Origin of the sequence: Cellulomonas sp. Root485 (genome assembly GCF_001426705.1) — a bacterium.
Lineage (GTDB): Bacteria > Actinomycetota > Actinomycetes > Actinomycetales > Cellulomonadaceae > Cellulomonas.
Genome location: NZ_LMFC01000001.1, coordinates 594,782 through 614,664 on the forward strand (window position 1 = coordinate 594,782; position 19,883 = coordinate 614,664).

General features: G+C 72.4%; 14 protein-coding genes. 8 read left to right on the top strand and 6 right to left on the bottom strand.

All coding sequences use genetic code 11. From position 1 onward, the window contains the following. Positions 1-116: 116 nt before the first annotated feature. From ASD16_RS02910 to ASD16_RS02920, 3 genes are all read left to right on the top strand, one after another. Entirely contained in the window at positions 117-2,918 is a 2,802-nt protein-coding gene (locus ASD16_RS02910) for a PQQ-dependent sugar dehydrogenase (protein ID WP_200942816.1), read from the top strand. Between the two features lie 67 nt (positions 2,919-2,985). After that, positions 2,986-4,683: a ThuA domain-containing protein gene (locus ASD16_RS02915; RefSeq protein ID WP_055912575.1), complete on the top strand. Its 1,698-nt coding sequence runs from the start codon at positions 2,986-2,988 to the stop codon at positions 4,681-4,683. Positions 4,684-4,729: 46 nt separating this feature from the next. After that, complete coding sequence (locus ASD16_RS02920; protein WP_200942818.1) at positions 4,730-7,141, top strand: RICIN domain-containing protein; 2,412 nt, start codon at positions 4,730-4,732, stop codon at positions 7,139-7,141. Positions 7,142-7,234: 93 nt separating this feature from the next. Here ASD16_RS02920 and ASD16_RS02925 read toward each other — a convergent pair whose 3' ends face one another. Then, the gene (locus ASD16_RS02925) at positions 7,235-8,194 is read right to left on the bottom strand and encodes an AraC family transcriptional regulator (protein ID WP_235523081.1); all 960 of its coding nucleotides are present in this window, start codon (positions 8,192-8,194) and stop codon (positions 7,235-7,237) included. A gap of 114 nt (positions 8,195-8,308) precedes the next feature. Here ASD16_RS02925 and ASD16_RS02930 point away from each other — a divergent pair, with 114 nt between their 5' ends. Beyond that, entirely contained in the window at positions 8,309-8,974 is a 666-nt protein-coding gene (locus tag ASD16_RS02930) for an NAD(P)-dependent oxidoreductase (protein ID WP_055912582.1), read from the top strand. On the opposite strand, the gene ASD16_RS02935 is transcribed toward ASD16_RS02930, so the two are convergent. The 3 genes from ASD16_RS02935 to ASD16_RS02945 form a co-directional block, all read right to left on the bottom strand. Continuing rightward, a complete protein-coding gene (locus tag ASD16_RS02935; RefSeq protein WP_055912584.1) occupies positions 8,964-11,228 on the bottom strand; it encodes a glycoside hydrolase N-terminal domain-containing protein in 2,265 nt (754 codons plus the stop codon). The two genes, ASD16_RS02930 and ASD16_RS02935, sit on opposite strands and share 11 nt — an antisense overlap. Before the next feature lie 64 nt (positions 11,229-11,292). Then, complete coding sequence (locus ASD16_RS02940; protein WP_235523082.1) at positions 11,293-13,485, bottom strand: cellulose binding domain-containing protein; 2,193 nt, start codon at positions 13,483-13,485, stop codon at positions 11,293-11,295. 185 nt (positions 13,486-13,670) lie between these two features. Beyond that, entirely contained in the window at positions 13,671-14,036 is a 366-nt protein-coding gene (locus ASD16_RS02945) for a nuclear transport factor 2 family protein (protein ID WP_055912589.1), read from the bottom strand. A 74-nt stretch (positions 14,037-14,110) separates the two neighbouring features. On the opposite strand from ASD16_RS02945, the gene ASD16_RS02950 reads away from it, so the two are divergent. The 3 genes from ASD16_RS02950 to ASD16_RS02960 all read left to right on the top strand — a co-directional run bounded on the left by ASD16_RS02950 (position 14,111) and on the right by ASD16_RS02960 (position 16,196). After that, positions 14,111-15,382, top strand: a complete 1,272-nt coding sequence (locus ASD16_RS02950; protein WP_055912592.1) for a serine/threonine-protein kinase — start codon at positions 14,111-14,113, stop codon at positions 15,380-15,382. Further along, on the top strand, positions 15,379-15,837 hold the full coding sequence (locus tag ASD16_RS22000; RefSeq protein ID WP_200942820.1) for a hypothetical protein: 459 nt from the start codon (positions 15,379-15,381) through the stop codon (positions 15,835-15,837). The genes ASD16_RS02950 and ASD16_RS22000 overlap by 4 nt, the downstream gene beginning before the upstream one ends. A gap of 107 nt (positions 15,838-15,944) precedes the next feature. Beyond that, a complete protein-coding gene (locus ASD16_RS02960) occupies positions 15,945-16,196 on the top strand; it encodes a PspC domain-containing protein (RefSeq protein ID WP_055912598.1) in 252 nt (83 codons plus the stop codon). A 13-nt stretch (positions 16,197-16,209) separates the two neighbouring features. Here the strand turns inward: ASD16_RS02960 and ASD16_RS02965 are convergent, their stop codons facing one another. Next, a complete protein-coding gene (locus tag ASD16_RS02965; protein WP_157453770.1) occupies positions 16,210-17,223 on the bottom strand; it encodes a hypothetical protein in 1,014 nt (337 codons plus the stop codon). 192 nt (positions 17,224-17,415) lie between these two features. Here ASD16_RS02965 and ASD16_RS02970 point away from each other — a divergent pair, with 192 nt between their 5' ends. Further along, a complete protein-coding gene (locus tag ASD16_RS02970) occupies positions 17,416-18,795 on the top strand; it encodes an aminotransferase class V-fold PLP-dependent enzyme (RefSeq protein WP_055912604.1) in 1,380 nt (459 codons plus the stop codon). Positions 18,796-18,797: 2 nt separating this feature from the next. On the opposite strand, the gene ASD16_RS02975 is transcribed toward ASD16_RS02970, so the two are convergent. After that, positions 18,798-19,853, bottom strand: coding sequence for a DUF4349 domain-containing protein (locus tag ASD16_RS02975; protein WP_055912608.1), 1,056 nt, complete (start codon positions 19,851-19,853; stop codon positions 18,798-18,800). Positions 19,854-19,883 lie beyond the last annotated feature (30 nt).

The following is a 19,883-nucleotide window of genomic DNA, read 5'->3' on the forward strand; positions in this document are numbered from 1 at the left end:
CCGTCGGCTGCCAGCAGCGAGCGCCCTCACCGTCGAGGCGCGCTCAGCCGGCCCGCACCGTCAGGAGGCACGCCCGGATGCTCCGCACTCGTCCACCACGTCGATCAGCCGCAGCGATGGCGCTCGCGCTGGTCGTCGGAGGTGTCACGGCGGTCGCCGTCGCCACGGCGACGCCGGCCGCAGCCGCCATCGACCCCACGGACTTCCAGCAGGTCACCCTCGCCAAGGGCCTCGGCGAGGTCGGTGAGCCGTTGACCATCTCGGTGCTGCCGGACCGGTCGGTCCTGCACACCGCGCGCAACGGCACCCTGCGCCGCACCGACGTGAACGGCACGACCTCGGTGATCGGCAACATCCCCGTCTACACGCACGACGAGGAGGGTCTGCAGGGCGTCGCGGCGGACCCGAACTTCGCCACGAACCGCTACGTCTACCTGTACTACGCACCGCCGCTGAGCACCCCGAGCGGCGACGCGCCGGCCACCGGCAACGACTCGACCTGGGCGACCTGGGCGGGGGTCAACCGCCTGTCGCGGTTCACGCTGAACTCGAACTTCACGGTCAACATGAGCAGCCAGGTGAACATCCTGGACGTGCCCGCGAACCGGGGCATCTGCTGCCACGTCGGCGGCGACCTCGACTTCGACGCGGCCGGCAACCTGTACCTGTCGACGGGTGACGACTCCAACCCGTTCGACTCGGCGGGGTACTCGCCCCTCGACGAGCGGACCAACCGCAACCCGGCCTACGACGCGCAGCGTTCCGCGGGCAACACCAACGACCTGCGGGGCAAGATCCTGCGGATCAAGGTCAACGCCAACGGCACGTACTCGATCCCGGCGGGCAACCAGTTCGCGCCCGGTACGGCGCAGACCCGGCCGGAGATCTACGCGATGGGGTTCCGCAACCCCTTCCGGATGACCGTCGACAAGGGGACCGGCGTGGTCTACGTCGGCGACTACGGCCCGGACGCCGGCACCACGAGCTCCGCCCGCGGCCCCTCCGGCCAGGTCGAGTTCGACCGGGTCGCCGCGCCGGGTAACTACGGCTGGCCGTACTGCACCGGCAGCAACAGCACCGCCGAGACCTACAACGAGTGGAACTTCGCGACGAACAGCACCGGTGCGAAGTTCAGCTGTGCCGGCGGTCCGACCAACAACTCGTTCCGCAACACCGGCCGGCAGACGCTGCCACCCGCGCAGCCGGCCTGGATCCGCTACGCCGGTGACGCCGGCTCCCCGGCCGAGTTCGGCAGCGGCTCCGAGTCGCCGATGGCCGGCCCCGTGTACCGCTACGACGCGGCGAACCCGTTGACGACGAAGTTCCCGCAGTCGCTGGACGGCAAGTTCTTCGCCGCCGAGTTCGGCCGCGGCTGGATCAAGCCGATCACGGTCAATGCCGACGGCTCCCGTGGCCTGATCGACTCGTTCCCGTGGAGCGGCAAGCAGGTCATCGACCTGCAGTTCGGCCCGGACGGCTCGCTGTACGTGCTGGACTACGGCGCCGGCTTCGGCAACGGCGACGCGAACTCCGCGCTGTACCGGTTCGACTACGTCGGCAGCGGCAACAACCGTGCCCCGACGGCCGCCGCCAGCGCCACCCCCACCTCAGGGACGGCACCGTTGACGGTGAGCTTCTCGTCGGCCGGCAGCAACGACCCGGACGGCGGCACGCTGTCCTACTCCTGGGCGTTCGGCGACGGCACCACCTCGACCGCGGCCAACCCCACCAAGACGTACTCCGCCAACGGCTCCTACACCGCCACCTTGACGGTGCGGGACCCGCAGGGTGCCACCGGCACGTCCAGCGTGCAGGTCAGTGTCGGCAACACCGCGCCGAAGGTGGTCGTCAACCTGCCCTCCGCCGGGCAGCTGGTGTCGTTCGGCGACAGCGTCCCGTGGAGCGTCACGGTCACCGACCCCGAGGACGGCACGATCGACTGCTCGAAGGTCACCATGGCCTATCAGCTCGGTCACGACCAGCACGCGCACAAGATCACCGAGCAGACCGGGTGCTCCGGCACGATCGTCATCCCGGTGGACGGTGAGCACGACGACGCGGCGAACATCTTCCCGGTCTTCGACGCGTCGTACACCGACAACGGCGGGCTGACCACGCACGGCCAGAGCCTCCTGCAGCCGCGGCACCGTCAGGCGGAGCACTTCAGGACCTCCTCCGGCATCCTCACGTACTCCAAGACGACGGCCGAGGGGGGCATGACGGTCGGCGACATCCACAACGGCGACTGGATCCAGTTCGACCCGTACACGCTCAACAACGCCACCTCGGTGCTGCTGCGGGTGTCGTCGGCCGGCGCCGGGGGGACGGTGCAGCTCCGCACCGGCTCACCGACCGGCACGGTCATCGGCTCGGCGCAGATCCCGGTGACCGGCTCGTGGGAGACCTTCACCACCGTCACCGCCCCGATCAGCGGTGCCCCCGCGGGCACCACGTCGCTGTACCTCTCCTTCAGCGGCGGCACGGGCCTGCTGTTCGACGTGGACAGCTTCACCTTCAGCACCGGCACCCCGCCGTCCGGGGTGGGTCCGGTGAAGGGTCTGGCAGGCAAGTGCCTGGACGTGCGGGGCGGGGTCTCGACGGACGGCACGCAGGTCCAGCTGTACTCCTGCTCGGGTGGTGCGCCCCAGACCTGGACGCGCACCGGTCAGACGCTGCGGGCGTACGGCAAGTGCCTGGACGTCAGCGGCGGAAGCACCGCAGACGGCGCCAAGGTGCACATCTGGACGTGCAACGGGGGCGCGAACCAGAGCTGGACCGCGCAGTCCGACGGCACGTTGCGCAACGCGCTCTCCGGCAAGTGCCTGGACGTGTACGGCAACAACTCCGCGGACGGCACCGTCGTGCACCAGTGGTCGTGCATCGCCAACGCGGCCAACCAGAAGTGGATCTTGCCCTGACCTGACGGGTCGCGCGCCCGCGCACCGCGCCGGCGCCCGACCCGCCCTCGTAGACGGAGGAAATCTGATGCGCAGCCAACTCGTCGGTGCGGGCGCCGTTCTCGCGCTCGCCGCCGGCACCCTCGCCACAGCGATGCCGGCCTCGGCCGCGGACCCGCCGTACGACGTCCTCGTGTTCTCGAAGACCGCCGGCTTCCGGCACGACTCCATCCCGGCCGGCATCCAGGCGATCCGTGACCTGGGCGCGGCGAACTCCTTCACGGTCACCGCGACCGAGGACGCCGCCGCCTTCACGACGGCCAACCTCGCCCAGTACGAGACGGTCGTGTTCCTCAGCACCACCGGCGACGTGCTCAACGCCACCCAGCAGACCGCTTTCGAGTCGTACGTCCGCGGCGGCGGCGGCTATGTCGGCATCCACTCCGCGGCGGACACCGAGTACGACTGGTCCTTCTACGGGCAGCTCGTCGGCGCCTACTTCTCCTCGCACCCGGCGATCCAGCAGGTCGGCGTCAGGACCGAGAACCGGGCGCACCCGGCGACGTCGCACCTGGCGCAGGTCTGGACCCGCACCGACGAGCTGTACAACTACCGCACCAACCCGCGGTCCACCGCGCGTGTCCTGTCGACGCTCGACGAGTCGACCTACTCCGGCGGGACGATGGGCGCCGACCACCCGATCACCTGGTGCAAGACGCTCGACGGCGGACGGTCGTTCTACACCGGCCTCGGGCACAGCCAGTCGTCGTTCTCGGAGGCGGCGCTCCGCACCGAGATCCTCGGTGGGATCCGCTACACCGCCAAGCGCGCCGACGCCGACTGCCGCCCGGAGACCGGGTACACGACGCTGTACAACGGCTCCACCACCGGCTGGTCGCAGGCCGGCCCCGGAGGTTTCACGAACACCGACGCCACCCTGACCACGTTCGGTGGGATGGGCCTGCTCTGGTACAACGCCAAGCAGTTCGGCTCGTACTCGCTCAAGGCGGACTTCCGGGTGACCGGGGACAGCAACTCCGGCGTCTTCGTCGGGTTCCCCAACCCCGGCAACGACCCGAACATCGCGCAGAACCAGGGGTACGAGGTCCAGATCGACGCGACGGACGCCGCCGACCGCACCACCGGCGCGATCTACGGCGTCAGGTCCGCCGACATCGCCGCGCGCGACGCGGCGCTGAACCCGCCGGGGGAGTGGAACACCTTCGAGCTGCTCGTGGAGGGCCAGCGGCTGCGGGTGTACCTCAACGCGACCCTGATCAACGACTTCACCAACACGGACCCGAACCGCAACCTCGACGGCTACGTCGGCATCCAGAACCACGGCGGCACGGACGCGGTCTCCTACCGCAACCTCCGGATCAAGGAGTCCGGGTCCCCGCAGACCGGGGTGGGTCCGGTGAAGGGGCTCGCGAGCAAGTGCCTGGACGTGCGGGGCGGGAGCTCGGCGAACGGCACGCAGATCCAGCTGTCCTCGTGCTCGGGTGGTGCGGGGCAGACCTGGACGCGCAGCGCCTCGACGCTGCAGGCGCTCGGCAAGTGCCTCGACATCAGCGGCAACAGCACGGCGAACGGCGCCAAGGTGCAGCTGTGGACGTGCAACGGCGGCGCGAACCAGACCTGGACGGCGCAGTCCGACTCCACGCTGCGCAACCCGCAGTCGGGCAAGTGCTTGGACGTCTCGGGCAACAACCCCGCCGACGGCACCGTCGTGCACCTGTGGACGTGCATCGCGAACGCCGCCAACCAGAAGTGGATCCTGCCCTGACCAGGCCCGACCTGACCTGCCTGAGCTGACAACCGAGGAGATTCTCGTGGCACTGCGTTCCGTCACCCCCCGACCGTCGCCACCCGGCCGGTCCGTCCTGCGGCTCGCCGTCGCCGCGGTCCTCGCCGTCGGTGGCGTCACGGCCCTGGCGCCGCCGGCGAGCGCCGCCGTGATGCAGACCGTGTACGTGTCGCCGTCCGGCTCCGGCACCGCCTGTACCTCCGCGGCGCCGTGCTCCTTGTCCCAGGCGCAGGCCACCGTCCGGACGATCGCTCCGAGCATGACGGGTGACATCGTCGTGCAGCTCGCCGCCGGCACGTACACCCTGAGCGCGCCGCTCACGTTCACGGCGGCCGACTCCGGTGCCAACGGGTACACGGTCATCTGGCAGGCGGCGGCCGGCGCACGGCCGATCATCTCCGGCGCGCAGCGCGTCACCGGGTGGTCCGTCGCGGACTCCGCGCAGAACATCTGGCGGGCCTCCGTCGGCACCGGCTTCGACGCGCGGCAGCTGTTCGTCGACGGCCGGATCGCCACCCGTGCCCGGACCCAGGTCAACCGGGGCGACTTCACCTTCACGAACACCGGCCTGACGTTCACCAACGGCGCGCTGTCGTACCTCAACAACCTGGCCAACAAGAGCCGGGTCGAGCTCGAGACGGTCAACTCGTTCACCGACCGCTACGTGCCGGTGCAGACCATCGCCAACAACACGCTCACCATGCAGCAGCCCGCCTGGAACAACAACGCGTGGGGCTACGACACGCTCACCAAGCCGTTCCGCGCCGGGCCGATGTACCTGCTGAACGCGCGGGAGTTCCTGAACGAGGCAGGGGAGTGGTACCTCGACACGGCCGCCGGGACGCTGTTCTACAAGCCGCTCTCCGGGCAGAACATGGCCACCGCCGACGTGCAGCTGCCGCGGCTCGAGTCCCTGCTGCGGGTCGGTGGCACCTATGCCGCGCCGGCGCACCACCTGTCCTTCGTGGGTCTGCAGTTCTCGGGCACGAGCTGGCTGCAGCCCAGCAGCAACCAGGGCTACGCCGACCAGCAGACGGGCGCGTACATGTACGGCGCCTGGAACCGGCCGGGCGACGCTCTCACGTCGTGCCAGTCCGGCTGCCAGCTCTTCGAGGCGACCCGGCCCGCCTGGCGCCAGATGCCGGCGGCCGTCCAGGTGTCGGCGGCCAACACCGTCGCCTTCACCAACAACCGGTTCACCAACCTCGGCCAGGTGGGGCTCGGCATCGGCAACGACGCCAACGCGCACGGCACCGGCGTCGGGCTCGGTGCCAGCGGCGTCACCGCGAACGGCAACGTGTTCGAGTACCTCTCCGCCGGAGCGGTGATCGTCGGCGGTGTCCAGGCCGACGCGCACCACCCCAGCGACAGCCGGATGACGAACCGCAACATCACCCTGAGCAACAACGTCGTCCACGACGTCGCGACCGAGTACCGCAGCCACGTCGGTCTGCTCATGACGTACACGGCGAGCTCGGCGATGGCGAACAACGAGCTGTACAACCTGCCGTACTCCGGCATCGCCCTGGGCTACGGCTGGGGCGCGAACGACCCGGGCGGCAGCCAGGACTACATCGACCGCGGCCTGTACAACTACCAGCCGAGGTACACCACGGCCACGGTCGCGGCGAACAACCGCGTCACGGCGAACTACGTCCACGACGTGGTGCAGCAGATGACCGACGCCGGTGCCTTCTACCACCTCTCGGCGAGCCCCGGCACGACCGTCAACCAGAACTACTTCCGCAACACCAACGGCTGGCTCGGGCTGTACTTCGACGAGGGCTCCCGCTACGTGTCGGCCGCGAACAACGTGTTCGAGAGCACCGGCACCTGGGCCTACACGCAGGAGTGGGCGAACAACAACACCGGCAACCTGACGCTGACCAACAACTGGACGGTGAACAACGGCAGCAACGTCAGGACCGGTACCCGCGGCAACACCAACACCGGGACGGTCGTCGTCACGGGCGGCAACTGGCCGAGCGGCGCACGCGCCGTCATGGCCGCGGCCGGTGTGCAGGGCACCCAGCAGCCGACCACCACGTTCGCGCTGCGCGGCGTGGCGTCCAACCGGTGCCTCGACATCGCGGGGGCGTCCCAGACGAACGGGGCGCTGGCCGCCATCTGGGACTGCCACGGCGGTGCGAACCAGCAGCTCACCCTGACCGCAGCCGGTGAGCTGCGCCTGTACAACGGCACGAAGTGTCTCGACGTCGTCGGCCGCGGCACCGCCAACGGCACCGGGGTGGAGATCTGGGACTGCAACGGGGGGACCAACCAGCAGTTCCGCCTCAACAGCAACGGCAGCATCACCGCCGTCGGCGCGAACAAGTGCCTCGATGTCAGCGCCTTCGGCACCGCCAACGGCACCAAGGTCCAGATCTGGGACTGCCTGGGCGCCACCAACCAGCAGTGGACCAGGGTCGGGGCCTGAGCACCGACCGATGAGCTGATCCGGGGTGCCCGGGCCGCCGCACCGGCGAGCCGGGCACCCCGCTCGGTGGATCCCGGGCGGTCCGCGTCCGGATCAGCCGGCGTGCACCGACGAGGACCGGCGGGTGCTGCCGGGGGACACACCGACCTCCCGTTTATAGGCGCGGCTGAAGGATGCCTCCGAGTCGTAGCCCAGGTCCCCGGCCACCTCGCGCACCGTGGCGCGCCCGTACCCGAGCCGGTCGGCCGCGACGTGCATGCGGACGCGGGTGACGTACTGCATCGCCGGCTCTCCGACGACCTCCGTGAAGCGCGCGGAGAACGCGGACCGGGACATCGCGGCCTCGTGCGCCATCGTCGCGACGGTCCACGGCCGGCCCGGCTCGCGGTGCACCGCGGTGATCGCCGCGCCGAGCTGCGGGTCGCGCAGGGCGCCGAGCCAGCCGGTGGTGACGTGCTGCGCGTCCAGCCAGGCGCGGATCGACTGGATCACGAGGATGTCTGCCAAGCGGGTGGTGACGGCCTCGCCGCCCGGCCGGGTGTGGGTCAGCTCCTCGGTGGTGAGCGCGAGCGTGGCCGCCATCCACGCTCCGCCCTGCCGGCCGTCGACGTGCACGACCGAGGGCAGCAGGTCCAGCAGGAGCCGGGAGGCGGCCCCGTCCACCGAGAGCACGCCGCAGATCAGCTCCACGTGGCTCCCGGTTCCTGTGTGGCGCAGGACGGAGTAGTTCGGGCTGAGGAACTCCTGCGGCAGCTCGTCGACCCGGCCCAGCGACGGCACCCCCGGGGCGCTGCGCAGCAGGTGGCCCCGGCCGTGCGGGACGAGCGCGAGGTCGCCCGGGACGAGCCGGACGGGCGGGGCGCCCTCGACCTCGACCCACGCCTCGCCGACCGTCACCACGTGGAAGCTGACGCAGTCGCCGAACGCGGGCATGTCGACCGCCCACGGGCCGTCCGCCTCGGTGCGGCTGTAGAACACGCCCGTGACGCGCAGATGGCGCAGGGCCTCGCCGACGGGGTCGACGGGCGTCCAGGGAAGGTCGACGACCGTCACGAATCCTCCTGGATGATCTGCCATGAATGTGCGACGGTTCATCATAGACCGTCCAGGCTGTCGCTGGTGAGGTGGGAACCACAGCACTCCCCACCGCATCGAAGGAGACAGATCATGAAGGTTCTCGTCGTCGGAGCGACGGGCGGCTCCGGCCGTGCCGCCGTGACCGAGCTGGTCAGCCGAGGTCACGACGTCACCGCGCTCTCGCGCCACGCCTCGACGCTGCCGGGGGTCCGCGGGATCGACGGGGACGCCACCGACGCCGCACTGGTCGGGCGGCTGGTCGAAGGTCAGGACGCCGTCGTCGTGACGCTCGGCATCACCGAGAACGCCGTGCGGGTGCGCCTGCGCGGACCGTCGGGCACCCCGCTCGACATCCGCTCGCGCGGCACGCACACCGTGCTGGCCGCGATGCGTCGCCACGGGGTCCGCCGCGTGGTCGTGCAGACGTCCTACGGCACCGGGCCGACGAGCGTCGGCCTCCCGCTGGTCAACCGGCTGATCTTCGCGGTGCTGCTGCGGCCGCAGATCGCGGACACCGAGCGCCAGGGCGCCGAGCTGCGCGCGAGCGGGCTCGACTGGGTCGAGGTCCAGCCGGTCACCCTCACCGACGAGCCGTGGGCCGGTCCGCCGACGACGTCGACCGACGGGTCCATCGAGGGCACGAAGGTCTCGCGCGCGCAGGTCGGGTGGTTCCTCGCGGAGGCGGTCGAGGACGCCACGCTGACCGGGCGGACGGTCTCGGTGTCGGCCGGTGCGGCGGTCCCGGTCACGGCGTGAGCGACCACGCCTCGCCCGCGCGCAGGTCCAGCCGCCGGGTCGTGCCGGCGTGACGGAGCAGGACCGTCGTGTCCCGGTCCGCCACGAGGCGCGCGCGGGTGAGGGTGTGCCGGTCCCACGCGAGGTCGACCGACACCCCGCCGCGCGCACGCAGCCCGCGCACGGACCCCGACGGCCAGGACGCCGGGAGCGTCGGCAGCAGGTCGAGCTCCCGCAGCGCCCCGACCGTGCGGTGCGACTGGAGCAGCAGCTCGGCGACGCCCGCGGTGAAGCCGAGGTTCCCGTCGATCTGGAAGGGTGGGTGCGCGCAGAAGAGGTTGCGGTAGACGCCCGGCCCCGTCCCCGCGGGTCGCAGGAACGCGTCCACCATCGCCTCGGCTCCCGCAGGGTCGCGCAGCCGGGCGCGCAGGTTGAGGCGCCACGCCAGCGACCAGCCGGTCGTGTCGGGGCCGCGCGCGTCGAGGCTGGCACCGGCGGCGCGCGCGAGGTCGGGTGCCTGGTCGGGGTCGATCGAGGTGCCCGGGTGGACGCGGAACAGGTGGCTCTGGTGGCGGTGCTCCGGCTCGGCGTCCGCCACGTCGTCGTACCACTCGGCCAGACGTCCGTCGAGCGCCACGCGTTCGGCCGGCAGCCGCTCCAGCGCGGCGGCCGCCTCCGCGACCAGGTCCGCCGGTCCGCCGAGGCGCACGACGCTCTCGAGGAGGTCCCGGGCCATCGCGAGGTCCGCGGTGGTCGACGTCGTCACCGCGGCGGGCCGGCCGTCCGGGGCGAGGAACGAGTTCTCGGGGGACGTCGACGGTCGGGTGCCGAGCGTGCCGTCGGGGAGGTCGACCAGCCAGTCGAGCAGGAAGCGTGCGGCACCGAGCACGACGGAGCGGCCGACCTCCGCGCCCGTGAACTCGTCGTGGTCGACCAGGTGCCGGGCGAGCCAGACGCCCCCGAACGGCCAGAACGACCAGGTCGGGTCGCTCGTGCCGTCGCCCACGGGCTCGGTGAACGCCCAGGCGTCGGAGTTGTGGTGGGCCACCCAGCCGCGCAGCCCGTACAGCTCGGCCGCCGTGCGGGTGCCCGACGCGGCCAGGTCGCCCACCCAGCGCAGCAGCGGCTCGTGACACTCCGCGAGGTCGGTGCTCAGCGCGGGCCAGTAGTTCATCTCCGTGTTGATGTTGATCGTGTAGTTGCTCGACCACGGCGGTCGCACGGCGTCGTTCCAGATCCCCTGCAGGGTCAGGGGGAGGGTGCCCGGACGCGATCCGGCGATCAGCAGGTAGCGGCCGAGGTGGAACGCGAGAGCGGCGAGCCCGGGGTCCGCCTCGCCCGCCGCGTGCCGACGGACGCGTTCGTCGGTGGGCAGGTCGCTCGCCGCGCTCGGGAGCTCGAGCGTCACCCGGTCGAAGAGTCGGGAGTGGTCGGTGACGTGCTCGTCGCGCAGGGCTGCCGCACCCCGTGCTGCCGCGGTCGCCGCGGTGGTCACCGCTCGCGCCCGCAGCGCGTCGGCGTCCCCGTGCAGCGGGGTGGTCGGCCCCGCGTAGTCGGTCGACGTGGCGACCACGACGGTCGCCCACGTCGCGTCGTGGAGCAGCAGCCCGTCCGGACCGGCGACGACGACGCCGTCGGTGACCACCTCGAGCGCGACGGCGGCGGTGATGCTGGTCCCGGGGCTGAGGTCGCGGGTCACGTGCGTCCCCGGCACGTAGTCGGGCGGTGCGTCCGACGGCATGCGCAGCGTGGCCGACCAGCCGGAGCCGCCGCCGGTCGGCGCATCGAGCGGGTGCTCCGACGTGACCCGGACGCGCAGCGGTCCGCCGGACCACGTGCGGTGCACGACGACGACGGACGCCGGGTGGCTGACGAACGCCTCCTGGGTACCCGACGCCCACGACTGGCCCGCGACGCCCTCGTCGAGCCGGAGCCAGCGCTCGTACCCGTCCGGCGCCTCGGACTGCTCCAGCCAGAGGTCGACGAGCGGCTGGTACGCCTGCACGAACCCGCCCTGCAGGCGCTGGACCTGCCGCTCGGCCGCACGGACGTCGCCCCGCTCGAGCGCCTCCCGGGCGGCGGCCAGGGCGGCCGGGCCGTCTGGGGCCGAGCCGGAGCGCGGTGCTCCCGACCAGCACGTGTCGTCGTTGAGCTGGAGCCGCTCGACCGCCACGCCGCCGAAGACCATCGCGCCGAGACGGCCGTTGCCGAGCGGGAGGGCGTCCGTCCAGAGGTCCGCGGGGGAGTCGTACCGCAGGGTCGTCTCGGTGGTCACGCGTCTCCAGAAGGCCGCCGGTCGGACCGCCAGGAGGGGGCGACGGTCCGACCGGCAGCGTAGATCAGGGGGTGCTGATCCTCGGCTGGGCGGGCAGCGTGAACGGCGTGCCCAGGAAGAACCCGGTGTGCGGCGGCTGGTTGTACGCCGTGTTCTGCGACGCGATCGCGACCCGGTAGGTCTGGTCGTGCAGCAGGGTCCACACGCGGGTGCTCGTCGGCGTCGGCGTCGCGTAGATGCGCAGCGCCGACTCGTCGGACCGCGCCCAGATGACCTCCTCGCGCCAGTCGCCCAGGATGTCTCCCGACAGCGTCGGGGTGGACTTCGTGCCGTTGTTCGACCGCACGTCGGCGCCGGTCAGCAGGCGGGTGTCGCCGCCCGTGCCGTACTTGTCGATGTGCGTGCCGTCGAGCAGCTCACGGGTCGTGTCCCCGTCCCAGTACGACAGGAAGTTGGCCGACCCGGGCTTGCGGCCGATGGTCTGGCCGGACGTGTTGCGCAGCTGCGAGTCCGACGACGACCACGACTCGGCGCCGGCGCTGCCCGACCAGATGTCGTCGGAGACGCCGCGACCGTTGTCGGTGGTGGCCGGGGTGCTCCACAGGATCTGGCCCGTGCGGGCGTCGGCCATCCAGGAGTCCGGCTGGGTCGTGCTCTCCGTGACCTTGTAGTACTCGAGGCCCGGGCGGCTCGGGATCAGGTCGCCGACGTGCCCGGCGTCCCCGTGGCCTGTGCGGTTGTTCCACAGACCTGCCCCGTTGTCGTCGATCGCCGAGGCGCCGTACAGGATCTCCTGCTTGCCGTCCCCGTCGACGTCGGCGACCGACAGCGAGTGGTTGCCCTGCCCGGCGTAGGTGCTGTTGCCGGAGGTGCTCGAGCTCGAGTCGAACGTCCACCGCCGGGTCAGCTGGCCGTTGCGGTAGTCCCACGCCACGACGACCGCCCGCGTGTAGTAGCCGCGGGCCATGATGATCGACGGCCGCTGACCGTCGAGGTAGGCGGTCCCGGCCAGGAACCGGTCGACCCGGTTGCCGTAGCTGTCGCCCCAGCTGGACACCGTGCCGCGGGCCGGCACGTAGCTCGTCGTCGCGCCGATCGCGCCGGTCTGACCGGTGAACACCGTGAAGTACTCCGGGCCCGACAGCACGTAGCCGGACGAGTTCCGGTGGTCCGCGTTGGCGTCGCCGATGACCTGCCCGGTGCCCGAGCGGGTGCCGTCGGCGGTCTTCATCGCGACCTCGGCCTTGCCGTCGCCGTCGTAGTCGTAGACCTGGAACTGCGTGTAGTGCGCGCCGGCCCGGATGTTGCGGCCCAGGTCGATCCGCCACAGGCGGGTGCCGTTCAGCCTGTACGCGTCGACGTACACGTTGCCGGTGACGCCGGCCTGGGAGTTGTCCTTGGCGTTGGTCGGGTCCCACTTCAGGACGATCTCGAGCTGGCCGTCACCGTCCAGGTCGCCGACGCTGCCGTCGTTCGCCACGTAGTCGCCGCTGGGCTTCTGGATCGGGACGTCGAGGTAGCCGTTGCCGAACGTCAGCGACGTCGCCGACGCCGCCTGCTCGGTGCCGTTGACCACCGCGCGGACGGTGTAGGTGGCGCCTGCGGACGCCCCGGCGTCGAGGTAGTTGGTCGAGTCGGTGATCGGGCCGGCGATCTTGGTGCCGCCGCGGTAGACGTTGAACCCGGTGCTCGCCGGCTCGGTGCCGAGCAACCGCCACTGGACCAGGTTGTTGTTCCCGGAGCGCACGCTGATGAGCCCGCGGTCCAGCTTCTCCGCCTGCCAGGCGCCCGCGGGCGGCGTGGTGGCGGTAGGCGTCGGCTCCGGCGTGGCGGTGGGAGTCGCCGTGGGCGTGGTGGTCGGCGTGGTCGTCGGGCTGGTGGTCGGCGTCGACGTGCCGCCCGTGCAGGTGGTGCCGTTGAGCGCGAAGGACGTCGGGATCGGGTTGCTGCCCGACCACGTGCCGTTGAACCCGAACGAGGTGCTCGCGCCGGACGCGATCCCGCCGTTGTAGGAGACGTTCCTGGCGGTCACCTGGGCGCCGCTCTGCGTCGTCGCCGCGTTCCACGCCTGGATCACCGTCTGCCCGGCGCCGAACGACCACGTCAGGGTCCAGCCGTTGACCGCGTCCCCGAGGTTCGTGATCTTGACGTCGGCTCCGAAGCCGTTGGACCACTGGTTGGTCACCGTGTAGTCGACGCGGCAACCTGCTGCCGCGGTCGCGGGTGGTGCGACGGCGATCCCGACACCGGTGGCCATCGTGGCCACCATCAGCCACGGGATGGTTCTGCGAGGGTGCGACATGGTGCTTCCTCCTGCGTTCACGGCCGACGCCTTCGTCGGGGGCGCGGCTCAGCCCTCAGGGGAACGTAGGTACGGACGCAGGTGAGCAACTACGGAGTGAAACCTTTCATCGGAACACGCTTACCGTCGATAACGTTCTCCTACCCGCCATCGGGCAGGTGATAGGTCCCGTGCCCCTCCACCACCAGCCCGTCGGCGAACACCAGCACCTCGTCCACCAGGCCACCGGCCTGGTTGCGGTAGCCGAGCACGAGCACGTTCACGCCGGCGTACAGGCGCTCCACGGTGAAGTGCAGGTCCGGGACCAGTGCGAGCGCCTCGGTCCAGTACGAGCGCAACGCGGCCTTGCCGCGCACCACCCCGCCGCTGGCCGGCACCACCCGGGCAGCCGTGGGGGACGTGAAGACCACGTCGTCGTGGAAGTGCGCCAGGACGGCCTCGATGTCGTGGGCGTTCCACGCCGCGACCCAGTCGGCGCTGAACGCGCGAGGTTCGGGGATGCTCATCGCCGCAGTGTGCCACCGGGATTCGCCCGGTCCCCGGATGCGACCGCCGGGTGGTGCGCCTAGCGTCGGTTCCCATGCTCGACCATGTCAGTGAGTCGCCCCCGGACTCGTCCGTTCCGGACGAGCGCCCGCTCCTGGGCGACCGCTACCGGCTCGACGGGGTCATCGGCCGCGGCGGCATGGCCACCGTGCACCGGGCGCACGACGTGCTCCTCGAGCGGGACGTGGCCGTCAAGCTCTTCCCCGCGGTCCTGCACGGGACGGACGACCTCCTGCGCAACCGCGCCGAGATCCGCGTGCTCGCCACGCTGAGCCACCCGGGCCTGGTCACCCTGCACGACGCCGGGACCGTGCACGGCGACGACGGCTCCGAGCAGGTGTACCTCGTGATGGAGCTCGTCGAGGGTCCCACGCTCGCCGAGCGTCTCCGGGACGGGGCCCTGGACGTCGACCAGACCGCGCGGGTCGGCCGGGACGTCGCCGCGGCGCTCGCGACCGTGCACGAGCGGGAGATCGTGCACCGCGACCTCAAGCCCGCGAACATCCTGCTGACCAGCGCCGACGCGCTCGACACCGGTCGGCGTCGGGGTGAGCCCGCGGTCAAGCTCGCCGACTTCGGCATCGCACGGCTGGCGGACGCGACCCGGCTGACGATGACGGGCATGACGCTGGGCACGATGAGCTACCTGAGCCCCGAGCAGGCCACCGGGAGCGAGCTGGGACCGGCGAGCGACGTGTACGGGCTCGGCCTGGTCCTGCTCGAGTGCGCGACCGGTCGCCCGGCCTTCACCGGCACGATGGCCGAGGTCACGACCGCTCGGCTGATCGCACCGCCCGACGTGCCGGAGGACCTCGATCCCCGGCTCGGTGACCTCCTGGCGCGCATGACCCGGCTGGCGCCGCAGGACCGGCCCGACGCGTGGGAGGTGGCGCAGGACCTGGCGGCGATCCTGGCGGGTGCGTCGGGGGAGACCCTCGTGCTGCCTGCCGCCGAGAGCCCGACCGCCGGGAGCCCCCCCGACGAGGGCCCCACTGCAGCGAGCCCCACCGCCGTGAGCCCCACCGCCGCGAGCCCCACCGCCGTGAGCCCCACCGCGGAGAGTGACTCCGCAGAGAGCACGGCCGACGGGAGCCCGGCCCCGCCGAGCATCGCCGTGCCGCCCCCGCGCCGGTGGGTCCGGACCGCGCTCGTCGGAGGTGCGGTGGTCCTCCTCGCCGGCGGCACGCTGCTGGTCGGCCGGCTCGCCGACGGCGCCGGGACCCCGGTCGTCCCGCCGTCCTACCCCGCGGTCGAAGGTCCCGTGGGCGAGTCCCTGACGCAGCTGCAAGAGAGCGTCGAGCCATGAGTCACGTGCGGATCCCGGCCCTTGTGCTCGGCGCCGTGCTGGTGTGCGCGGGCTGCGGCAGCGCGCCGGAGCTCGCTGCCGACCGCGCGTCGTCGCTCCAGCAGTCGGTGCTCGACGTGACGCAGGCGGCGAGCGAGGCGCGGTGGGCCGACGCCCAGGTCCTGCTCGTCGACACGCAGGCGTCCCTCGACGCAGGGGCCGACGCGGGGGAGGTGTCCACGACGCGCTACCGGGAGATCGACGCCGCTCTCGACCGCGTCGCTGCGGAGCTCGCGGCAGCGAAGGCCGCAGCGGACCAGGCGGCGGCAGCACAGGCAGCCGCAGAGCAGGCAGCCGCCGAGCAGGCGGCCGCGGAGCAGGCTGCGGCCGAGCAGGCTGCGGCGGAGCAGAAGACGGCGCCCGCGCCCGCCAAGGAACCCCCGAAGGGCAAGGGTCCGGGCAAGGGGGACAAGTAGGCGCACTCAGGGTCGGTTTCCGGGCGATCACCGATGCAGAGGCGTGCACCGGCGCGGCATGCTGGGGACGTCCGGTCGCCCCTGACCGGCACGAGAGGAGCAGCACCATGGGCACCATCCACGACGGCATGGCTCGACAGGGCCTGGTCCGGCCGGTCGACGGCCGTGTGCTGGGCGGTGTGTGCGCCGGGCTGGGTCAGCGGTTCGGCATCGCGCCGTTCCATGCGCGACTGCTGTTCGTCCTGATCCTGTTCGTGCTGCCGGGCAGCCAGCTGCTGGTCTACCCGCTGCTGTGGATCCTCATGCCGAGCGAGCACCGGGCCTCGACGCCGGTGGACGCTGCCCCCGGGCGGTTCTAGCGACCTGACCTGGTCAGATCCCGCCCGACCAGGTCAGGTGGCGGGCGCGGCGAGGCACCGGGACGTCGCCGAGCAGCGGCGCCGGCAGGGCCTTGCCCAGCTCGCTGACGAGGGACCGCCAGGACAGCTCGGCCGCCTTGAGCTGCGTCGCCACGTGCTCGGGCGCGACGTGACCCACGCTGCCGGCGCCGTCCGCCGCGTCGAGCGCGTCGAGGCCGCGTTCGACCGCGGCGCGTGAGGTCCGGTAGTTCGCGGTGTCGCGTGCGGTCGGCGGGGTCAGGACCTCGAGCACCGCGGCGGCGTCGTCGAACATCGAGCGCAGGAGCGCCACCGCATGCGGGCGGTCGCCCATCGAGAGGCGGTCCGCGGAGTCCGTCACGGCGGCGACGATCGTGGAGTGCTCGAGCCGGTCGACGGTCGCGGCGAGGGCGCCGGGCTCGATCTGGATCTGCAGGAGCAGTGCGACGGTCCGGCCCAGGACCCGCTCCGAGCGGTCCCGACGGACCCGGCGCCGCTCGGCCGCCCGGCGGGCCTCGTCCTCCGCGCGCAGCTCGAGCGCGAGCGCCTCGCGCTCCCGGCGCTCGGCCTCCTGCCGGGCCGCGTTCGCGCGTCGCGAGACCAGCTCCGTGGCCGTCCGCACGTGGTGCTCGGACTCGGTCTGGGCGCGGTGCACGAGCTCGGCCGCGCACGGGTTGGCCGGACTGGCGTACCCGGTGTCGGTGTAGCCGAACAGGGCGATGTGGTGCTCCTCCGCCCACAGGAGGGCGGTCTTGGTGAACCCGGAGCGGGAGTAGAAGACAGCGACGAACGAGCCGGCCGCGGCGCGGAGGTCCTCGAGGTCGCTGCGCCCGACGGGGCTGCGGCGGTGCTCGACGCGTCCCGCGAAGTCGATGCCGACGAGGTCCAGCTCGGTGGCGGACCCCGGGCCGGTGACGCGGACGTCGGTGCGGGCCAGGACCGTGCGGGCGTGCCGCTCAGCGAAGCGCTCGGCGTCGCGCCACTGCGGGTCCTTGCCCGTCGTGCTCACGGCCACCTCCTCCACCGACGTCCGGCCGGTCAGACACCCTTCGACGGTAGGCACCGCCCGGGTCCCCGGAGTCGACCGTCCGGGTGACCCACCCGACGCAAACCGCCGGTCGGCACGACACGCCGGACGAATCGACCGGGTGAAACCGCAGGCCGGGCCCTCGAGCGACCCGGCGGTGGCAGGCTGGACGCCATGACGGCACGGTGGCCCGCGTTCGCGCCGGCGCTCGACCGCGCAGCGCACCACGCGCGTGAGTGGCTGATGTCCCTCACCGAGCGACCGGTGCACCCGCGGGCCCACCCCGACGCGCTCGCCGAGGCCTTCGGCGGACCGCTGCCCGACGGGCCGACCGCACCCGAGTCGGTCGTCGACGAGCTGGCCACCGGCATCGAGCCGGGACTCATGGGGATGCCCTCCGGCCGGTTCTTCGGCTGGGTGATCGGAGGCACGCACCCGGCAGCGCTCGCGGCGGACTGGCTCACGAGCGCCTGGGACCAGAACACCGCGATGCGCCACTCGACGCCCGGCGTCGTGGCGGTGGAGGACGCGGCGGCCGCGTGGGCGCTCGACCTGCTCGGTCTGCCCGCCGGTGCCGACGTCGGGTTCGTCACGGGCGCCACCATGGCCAACTTCACCGGCCTCGCCGCGGCCCGCCAGCAGGTGCTCGCCGACGCAGGGTGGGACGTCGGTCGCGACGGCCTCGCGGGTGGCCCGCGGGTCCGGGTGCTCGTCGGTGCGGAACGGCACGAGACCCTCGACCTCGCGCTGCGGTACCTCGGGCTCGGGACGCCGACGGTCGTGGCCGCCGACGACCAGGGCCGGCTCGTCGTCGATGACCTCGAGCGCGCCCTGGCGCAGGGGAGCGGGCCGACGGTCGTCTGCCTGCAGGCGGGCAACCTGCACTCCGGCGCGTTCGACCCGATGGCCGCGGCGATCGACGTCGCGCACCGGCACGGCGCGTGGGTCCACGTCGACGGTGCCTTCGGGCTCTGGGCGGCCGCGTCACCGCGACTGCGCGGGCTCGTGGCCGGCTACGAGCTCGCCGACTCGTGGGCCACCGACGCGCACAAGACCCTCAACGTGCCGTACGACTGCGGCCTGGCGATCGTCGCGCACCCCGAGCCGCTGCGTCGCGCCGTCGGGATGCAGGCCGACTACTTCGCGACGTTCAGCGGGTCGGGCGACCCGTTGGAGAAGGTGCCCGAGCTCTCCCGCCGCGCCCGTGGCGTTCCCGTCTGGGCGGTGCTGCGGTCGCTGGGGCGCAGCGGCGTCGAGGACCTGGTGGACGGCCTGGTGGCGAACGCCCGGGCGATCGCCGACGGGATCGCCACCGTCGACGGCGCCACGATCCTCAACGACGTCGTGTTCACCCAGGTCTGCGTGGCGTTCGGCTCCGACGAGCGCACCCGGGCGGTCACCGCACGCGTGCTTGCCGACGGCGTGACGTGGATGTCCGGGTCCCGGTGGCAGGGTCGGGACGTGCTGCGGGTGTCGGTGAGCAACTGGTCGACGGACGCCGACGACGTCGCCCGGTCGGTCGACGCCGTGCGGCGGGCGGCGTCGGCCGGCTGAGGTCAGCGCGGCTGGTGCTGGTCAGGGTCCACGGGTGGTGCGGACGGCGGGTCGAACACGGTGCCGACGCCCGCCGCCACCGGCTGCTGAGCCGTCGCCGGGCCGCGCCAGCGCCGGGTCCAGCGCACCGCCGCCACGACCAGAGCCGCGATCGCGCCGCCGAAGGCGATCCAGGGCAGGAGCACCCCGAGGACGATGGCGATCCCCGAGACGACGACCACGAGGGAGTCCCAGCCGGCCACGAGACCCTCGACGAACGACTGCGGACCGGTGGGCGGCTCGACGGGGGCGGGCGGTGCGACGTACGGCGGCAGGTCCGGGCCGACGATCGCGACGTGGATCGTCGACAGCGACACCTGCTCGGCGATCGCGGCGCGCTGCGACCGCAGCTGCTCCAGGGCAGCCTCGCGGTCGGTGAGGGCGTTCTCCGCGGTGATGATGTCGTCGTGCGTCGTCGCCGTGGCCAGGAGGGTGGTCATGCGGTCGACGGAGAGCTCCATCGCGTGGATGCGGGCGTCCAGGTCCTGCGCGGCCCCGGTCACGTCCTTCTTGGTCAGGTTCACCGACTCCACGTCGCCGAGCTCGCGCAGGGCGACCAGCGTGGGGCTCACCGCGGCCGCGGGGAGCCGGATGGTCAGCGTGGCGGTGCCGACCTCCGTGTCGGTCTGGGCCTTCTCGGCGCGGTCGTCGACCCGGCCGTCGGCCTCCTCGGTGAGCCGCACGATCGCGTCGGCGGCGACCCGCGGGTCCTTCACGGCCATCGCGACGTCCCCGGTCTGGATGACCTGACGGTTCGCGTCGACCGTGCTGGCCGCCGGGGCGACGGAACCGTCGGCCGTGTCCTGCTCGACGACGGTGCCGGGGTCCGTGCCCCCCTCGTCCGCACCGACCGCCCCCTGGTCGTTGCCGCCGTCGTACTGGGCCTCGGACGTGCTGTCACCGCTGTCGCCGCCGCTGCAGGCGCTCAGGGTGGCGGCGAGGGCGATGACGCCGGCGACCACCAGGCGGGTGGTCCGGGCGCGGACTGTGGCTGCGGGGCGGCTCGTCGTCGGCTTCATGGCCGTGAACGTAGGGCCGGGGGTGAGGCT